The sequence below is a fragment of the Intestinimonas sp. genome (assembly GCF_026169115.1).
In the GTDB taxonomy this organism is placed as follows: domain Bacteria; phylum Bacillota; class Clostridia; order Oscillospirales; family Oscillospiraceae; genus Intestinimonas.
Genome location: NZ_JAPFEA010000143.1, coordinates 1 through 3,726, shown reverse-complemented (window position 1 = coordinate 3,726; position 3,726 = coordinate 1). Strand labels below are relative to the sequence as shown.

At 67.6% G+C, this 3,726-nt stretch carries 5 protein-coding genes; 3 read left to right on the top strand and 2 right to left on the bottom strand.

Going from position 1 to position 3,726, the window contains the following annotated elements; genetic code table 11:
* Positions 1–289 (top strand): hypothetical protein (locus tag Q0Y09_RS11910; protein WP_297721947.1); only part of this gene is annotated, 289 nt, incomplete at its 5' end.
* Positions 290–359: 70 nt separating this feature from the next.
* Here Q0Y09_RS11910 and Q0Y09_RS11905 read toward each other — a convergent pair.
* Positions 360–797, bottom strand: a complete 438-nt coding sequence (locus Q0Y09_RS11905) for a SpoVA/SpoVAEb family sporulation membrane protein (RefSeq protein WP_297721944.1) — start codon at positions 795–797, stop codon at positions 360–362.
* A 143-nt stretch (positions 798–940) separates the two neighbouring features.
* Here Q0Y09_RS11905 and Q0Y09_RS11900 point away from each other — a divergent pair, with 143 nt between their 5' ends.
* Positions 941–1,417 (top strand): DUF6530 family protein, encoded by a 477-nt coding sequence (locus Q0Y09_RS11900; RefSeq protein WP_297721941.1) that lies wholly within the window; start codon positions 941–943, stop codon positions 1,415–1,417.
* Positions 1,418–1,504: 87 nt separating this feature from the next.
* Here Q0Y09_RS11900 and murC read toward each other — a convergent pair whose 3' ends face one another.
* Complete coding sequence (gene murC / locus Q0Y09_RS11895; protein ID WP_297721938.1) at positions 1,505–2,878, bottom strand: UDP-N-acetylmuramate--L-alanine ligase; 1,374 nt, start codon at positions 2,876–2,878, stop codon at positions 1,505–1,507.
* Between the two features lie 102 nt (positions 2,879–2,980).
* On the opposite strand from murC, the gene Q0Y09_RS11890 reads away from it, so the two are divergent.
* The coding region (locus Q0Y09_RS11890) for a tRNA nucleotidyltransferase (RefSeq protein WP_297721935.1) at positions 2,981–3,726 on the top strand (746 nt) is incomplete at its 3' end.

Sequence of the window (3,726 nt, the reverse complement as noted above, 5' to 3'; positions counted from 1 at the left end):
GGTGGAGATCCCCGATGAGGACACTCCCCTGGGCGGCGACCCCGGCGAGGAGTTAGAGATCCCCGATGAGGACACTCCCCTGGGCGACGACCCCGGTGAGGAGTTGGAGATCCCCGAGGGCGAGGTCCCCATGGGCGACCTGCCCCAGACCGGTACCCTGGGCACCCGCACCGCGGTGGACCCCACCCGGACCATGGGTATGCTGGCCCTGGCCGCCTCCCTGGCGGCTGCCGGGCTGCTGGTGGTCATTGGCCGCCGCAAGGATGAGGAGACCGAGCTGGACGACTGAGACCGCCGGCCCCTCTGAGCCGACCAACGCAGAACGACAAGGCCCCCCGCCATACGGCGGGGGGCCTTTCTTACATCAGCAGGCAGAGGATGAGCCCGTAGACCACGCTGGCCGAGATGCCGTAGGCCAGCACCGGACCGGCCACGGTAAAGAGACGGGCACCGGTGCCGGTGACAAGGCCCTCGCTCCTGAATTCCAGGGCGGGGGAGACCATGGCGTTGGCAAAGCCGGTGATGGGCACCAGCGTGCCGGCCCCTGCCCACTTGGCCAGGTCGTCAAAGCGGCCCAGGCCGGTGAGCAGGGCGGCGGCCAGGATGAGGGTCATGGAGACGGCGGCGCCCGCCCCGTCCTGGTCGAGCCCCGCCCGGCGGTAAAAGCCCAGCAGCCACTGTCCCGCCGTGCAGATGAGCCCACCGACGCAGAAGGCCCAGGTCAGGTCCTTGACCATGGGGGAGGGCTTGGCCATCCGGCCCACATAGGCGCAGTATTCCTGATTGGTCATGTCCATGAGTTCGTTCGCTCCTTCCGTGCATACAGCTTGCCCCTTGACAGCGCAAAGCATGCATGGTATCATAAAAATTACTAATTTAGTAATTTAGTAATTAAGTAAATGAAACGCCCGGAGCTGCCGGGCGAGAAGAGGAGGATTCCGTGGAGATCCCAACCAATCTCAAGCATAAGCCGGTGATCGTGGCGGAGGACTACGCCCACATTGATGGCCGCGCCGCCTACGAAAGCGACGCTCAGGGGCTGTCCCTGGGCCTGGCCCAGTGGAATGACCGGGGCCGGGTAGACGTCTCGGCCAAGGTGTGGCGGCACACCGGGGAGAAGTGGTCCCGGCAGTCGGAGGAGCTCCCCCTTCACCGGGTGCTGGACCTGGCCATCCTCACCTGCCGGGCCATGCGCTATTTTCGTGAGGAAGCCTACCGCTTTCCCGAGGGATACGACCAGGAGCAACCGGTCATTGATCGGGTGGGACTCCAGGGGGACGCCATGACGGTGGCGGTGTGTACCGGCAACGACCACATCGACGGGGACATTACCCTCTTTCAGGAGGCTCTGGCCCGGGACGGTGAGCTGCTGGGGGAGCGCATCCGGGTGCTCAAGGCCCTGGTGGCCGAGCTGTAAAGAACAAGAAAGCGCAAAACAGCGCCCCAAAGCGCCGCAGTCTGCGGCGCTTTGGGGCGCTGTTATCAGTTCAGAAGGGGAAGGGCCTCAAGCCATCTGTACTAGGGCCTCGCCGGCGGTGTAGATGTCGCCGGCCCCCACGGTGAGGATGAGGTCGCCGGGCCGGGCCAGGGTCCGGAGGGCGGCGGTGACCTCGGGCAGGGTGGCGCAGTATTGGGCCCCGGGGATCCGGTCAGCCAGGTCCTTGGAGGAGATGCCGGTCTCGTTGGTCTCCCGGGCGGCGAAGATCTCCGCCAGGAGGGTGACGTCGGGCTGTTTCAGCACCTCCACAAAGTCGTCGAAGAGGGCGGCGGTGCGGGTGTAGGTGTGGGGCTGGAAGGCACAGATGACCCGCTCATAACCCAGGGTGTGGGCGGCGTCCAGCAGGGCCCGGAGCTCGCCGGGATGGTGGGCGTAGTCGTCGTAGACCTCGGCCCCGCGGAAGGTCCCCTTGTGCTCAAACCGCCGTCCGGCCCCCCGGAACTGGGCGAGCCCCTGGGCCACTGCCGCTCCGGGGATCCCCAGGACGATGGCGGAGGCCGCCGCCGCCAGGGCATTTTTCACGTTGTGGAGGCCGGGCACCGACAGAGACACATGGGCATAGACCTGATCCCGGTAGACAACATCAAAGGTGGGCAGCCCCCTGGTCCAGGTGAGCCCGGCGGCGTGGACGTCGCCCTCGGTGAGGCCGAAGGTAGTGACGGGCCCGGTCTCGCCGGTCAGGGCGTCCATGGTGTTTTTGTCGTCCCGGTTGGCGATGATCCGCCCGCCCTCGGGCACCAGATCGGCGAAGGCCCGGAAGGAGCGTTCCACATCGTCCAGATCTTTGAAGAAGTCCAGGTGGTCGGCCTCAATGTTCAGGATGACGGCCACGGTGGGGAAGAAGGAGAGGAAGGAGTTGCAGTACTCGCAGCTCTCTAGGATGATGGTGTCGCCCTGGCCCACCCGGTGGCCGGCCCCCAGCAGGGGCAGGGTGCCGCCGATCATCACCGTGGGGTCCACCCCGGCGGCCATGGCGATGTGGGTACACATGGAGGTGGTGGTGGTCTTGCCGTGGGTGCCGGAGATGCACAGGGCGTGCTTGTAGCCCCGCATGATGGCCCCCCAAGCCTGGGCGCGCTCAAAGACAGGGACGCCGGCAGAGTGGGCGGCGGCGATCTCCGGATTGTCGTCGTGGACGGCGGCGGTGCGGATGACCAGCTCGGCGTCCCCCAGGTTTTCGGCCCGGTGGCCGATGCGGACGGGGATGCCCAGGCTCCGCAGGTGCTCCACCGCAGGGCCCTCCCGCATGTCGGAGCCGGTGATGACCATGCCCGCGCCGTGAAGGACCTCGGCCAGGGGGGACATGGAGACTCCGCCGATGCCCACCAGATGGGCCCGGCGGCCGGGGACGATATAGTCATGGATATTGGCGTCAGCCATGGGCTTTACACACCCTTTTTTCAAGATTATAATGGTTCGTGATAGTCTATTATATACCATTATAGGCGAATGGCAAGCACAAAATACCGGAGGGGGGAGAAAATGGATTGGAAGTCGCTGGACCCCGGGGCAGTGGACTGCCTGCGGGCCCTGGGTGCGGAGGGCTATGAGGCTTACCCGGTGGGGGGCTGCGTGCGTGACCTGCTGCTGGGCCGGAGGCCGGGGGACGTGGACCTCTGCACCGCCGCCCCGCCGGAGGAGCTGCTGCGGATTTTCCCCACCGCCATCCCCACGGGGCTCCGCCACGGCACCGTCACCGTTCCCGGGGCTGGGGGAGGGGTGGAGATCACCTCCTTCCGGCGGGAGGGAGGCTACGCCGATGGCCGCCACCCGGAGGGGGTGGTCTTCGGTGTGGGACTGGCCGAGGACCTGGCCCGGCGGGATTTCACCGTCAACGCCATGGCGCTCACCGAGGCCGGGCAGGTCATCGACCTCCACGGCGGGCGGGCCGACCTGGACGCCGGGCTCATCCGCTGCGTGGGGGACCCGGCGCAGCGGTTCCGGGAGGACGCCTTGCGGATGCTGCGGGCGGTGCGTTTCGCCGCCCAGCTGGGCTTTACCCTGGAGGAGAAGACCGCCGCCGCCCTCCGGCAGGAGGCGGCGGGGCTGGACCGGGTGTCGGGGGAGCGAGTCCGGGCCGAGCTGGAAAAGATCCTCCTCTCTCCCCGACCAGAGCTGTGCGCCCTACCGGTGGAGCTGGGGATGCTGGCCCGCTTCGGGGCCCCCGCCCGGCAGGCAGACCTCTCCGGCCTGGCCGCCCTGCCCGCTGCGGCGGCCGACCGGTGGCG